Source organism: Pseudoalteromonas sp. S327 (genome assembly GCF_005886415.1).
In the GTDB taxonomy this organism is placed as follows: domain Bacteria; phylum Pseudomonadota; class Gammaproteobacteria; order Enterobacterales; family Alteromonadaceae; genus Pseudoalteromonas; species Pseudoalteromonas atlantica.
Genome location: NZ_PNDP01000094.1, coordinates 1 through 1,739, shown reverse-complemented (window position 1 = coordinate 1,739; position 1,739 = coordinate 1). Strand labels below are relative to the sequence as shown.

Here is a 1,739-nt window from a genome sequence, read left to right as displayed (position 1 = left end):
ACACTCAACTGAATCAATAGTCTAATTATATAAATATCAGTATATTAAGTGAACTAAATGTATAGATTAATAGATCATAAGCAGAACATACTTAGACCAAAAGGTGATCAGAGTTTTCACACAGTCTGGGCACTTAGCTGAACTTTGGCAAAGAGCTAATACCAGTCATTCAGGTGAGTCGTCATTAACTTACTAAGAATAAGAGAAAACTTACCTTTTTTTTATATGTTTATATAAGCTACTTAAAGCGTAATATTTATAGCTAGCAATAACTTAAGCTATTTGCTATTAATGTAAGTTCATAAAATAAGGACGTCTTCGCGTTAAAATAGGGAAAGTGTCCTCTAATAAAGCTGTTAAAACGCTTAGCAACATTTGAGCATATCGGAGTCAACTATGACCACAATAATTAAAGATGATGGAAGTTGGGTTCCAGATCCTAGCGGATCAATATCGGGGGATTTACAGGCTTGGCGTGAAAAAATGCATAAAGCATGTCCTAATCCAGAAGTTGGGGATATCGTAATCATAACCAATGAAAAAAGTGGTAAAAGATTTGGTTACAAAGCCAAAACCTCTGAAGGTTATGACACCCGTTGGCAAAGAGTGTCATCAGAAGTTGTAGAAAAACATATGCGACTTCTGGATGTAAAAGATGGCGGAGATGATTTAACTAATCCAGACGATTATGTTTACCTTTCTGATGGCGTCTATGTGCACAAAGATGATGCTTGGTTTTAAGAAAAAGCGTTATAACAACCAATTAAACATAAATAAAAAATGCGGGCTATTCGCTTCACTCAATTTTAGCCAAGCATTTTGTGCTATTTGGTACGGCGTTAGCCGTTTAGGGAGAGAACTGTGTCAATAGAAGGTAAGAAAGTATATTCAAAGAATGTATATTTTGCACATAAACTACTATTTGAGATAGCAAAGAAAGCCTCTCAAGACACGGCTGAAAGTCCTGAGCAAGCTATTGTTTCATTGATTTTTAGTTTTAATTGTCTTGAAGCTTTTATCAACGAAACAATAGGCTCAAGTGAATTGTTCTGCGGTGGAAGGCGAACACCTCAAGAAAAAGTGTTATTTGAAAAAATGATTCTTTTACAACAGGAGAAGAGTAGCACTTTAGATAAATACAAGAAGTCAAAAAGACTATTCACAAACAATCATTGGAACAAAGCTGAATCTCCTTATAAAGAGTTTGAGGTACTGAGAAATCTCAGGAATTCGATAATTCACAGACCGCCTGAAGTTATTTTAGGTGAACTAACAATAGGTGAAGGACAATATATTTATTCATCTAAATATGAAAGACCAGATGAAGCGTTAAATCACCTAGCAGATGAAGGTGTTATTGGTTCGATACAGGGTAAAGAAAGTTGGCTGGACTTAATCATGACAACTCAGTTTGCAGAATGGTGCTGTCAAGTAGCTATGGATATTATCTCTAACTTTCTAGATTCACTTCACGAAGGTAAATTTAAAAAACTCATGTTGGAGCAAATGAGTCTTGTACAGAACGACTAACAAACTCTTAAGCCAAGGGACGCAAAACAGCAGGCTTGCGCTCCTCCATCGCTAATTTTAGCCTGCTAAGCCAGGCGCTGCCATAGACCGCTTCTGGCACAGACTGTGTGAAAACTCTGATCACCTTTTGGTCTAAGTATGTTCTGCTTATGATCTATTAATCTATACATTTAGTTCACTTAATATACTGATATTTATATAATTAGACT

Annotated in this window: 2 protein-coding genes; both read left to right on the top strand. The window is 35.8% G+C overall.

The features are described 5' to 3' along the window. The first annotated feature begins 396 nt into the window (after window positions 1–396). Entirely contained in the window at window positions 397–741 is a 345-nt protein-coding gene (locus CWB60_RS19950; RefSeq protein WP_138580051.1) for a hypothetical protein, read from the top strand. A gap of 120 nt (window positions 742–861) precedes the next feature. Next, the gene (locus tag CWB60_RS19945; protein WP_138580052.1) at window positions 862–1,530 is read left to right on the top strand and encodes a hypothetical protein; all 669 of its coding nucleotides are present in this window, start codon (window positions 862–864) and stop codon (window positions 1,528–1,530) included. Window positions 1,531–1,739 lie beyond the last annotated feature (209 nt).